Origin of the sequence: Pseudomonas sp. K8 (genome assembly GCF_014889455.1) — a bacterium.
Taxonomy (GTDB): domain Bacteria; phylum Pseudomonadota; class Gammaproteobacteria; order Pseudomonadales; family Pseudomonadaceae; genus Aquipseudomonas; species Aquipseudomonas veronii.
This window is the reverse complement of sequence record NZ_VJWO01000141.1, coordinates 1-777: the sequence shown is the minus strand read 5'-3', so window position 1 is coordinate 777 and position 777 is coordinate 1. Positions and strand designations below refer to the sequence as shown.

Sequence of the window (777 nt, the reverse complement as noted above, 5' to 3'; positions counted from 1 at the left end):
ACCTGAAACTGCCCAAGCTCAACGGACTGGAAGTACTGAAGGAAATCCGCACCGACGCGGCGCTCAGCAGCACCCCGGTGGTGATGCTGACCTCTTCGCGCGAAGAGCAGGACCTGATCCGCAGCTACGAGCTGGGTGTGAACGCATTCGTGGTCAAGCCGGTGGACTTCAAGGAGTTCCTCGAAGCGATCCAGGGCCTGGGCATGTTCTGGGGCATCACCAACCAGCCGCCGCCGCACGGCACGCTCTTTGGTGCCAAGAGCCGCAAAGATGGCTGACGATCTGCCCGCGACACCGATCCGCATCCTGATGGTGGAGGACAACGCGCTCGATGCGGAGCTGATCACGCTGCAGCTGCGCCGCGCCGGCCTGCCGTTCACGGTCGAGCGCACCTGGTCCGACCAGGGCATGCGTGATGCGCTGGCGTCGCACGACTTCGATGTGATCCTGGCCGACCATGTGCTGCCCGGCTTCAGCGGTGACCTGGCGCTGGAGTTGGCCGGTGCCCTGGCGCCAGAGGCGCCCTTCATCTTCGTCTCCGGCACGCTCAGCGAAGAGCTGGCCGTCGAGGCGTTGAAGCGCGGCGCCCGTGACTACGTGGTCAAGTCGCGGCTGCAACGCCTGCCCGATGCGATCCTGCGCGCGATCAATGAAGCCCAGGAGCGGCGCCGGTTGCTGCAGGTCGAAAGCGCGTTGCGCGAAAGCCACCAGCGCCTGCGCCTGATCACCGATGCATTGCCGGCGCTGATCGCCTACCTCGACCGCGACCATCATTAC

Annotated in this window: 2 protein-coding genes; both read left to right on the top strand. The window is 65.4% G+C overall.

Annotated features, from left to right (window positions below; translation table 11 throughout):
• On the top strand, positions 1-278 hold a 278-nt coding region (locus tag INT12_RS30620; protein WP_193059196.1), incomplete at its 5' end, for a response regulator.
• Positions 271-777, top strand: a 507-nt coding sequence (locus INT12_RS30615; RefSeq protein WP_193059195.1) for a response regulator, incomplete at its 3' end; no start/stop codon positions are given. The genes INT12_RS30620 and INT12_RS30615, both read left to right, overlap by 8 nt.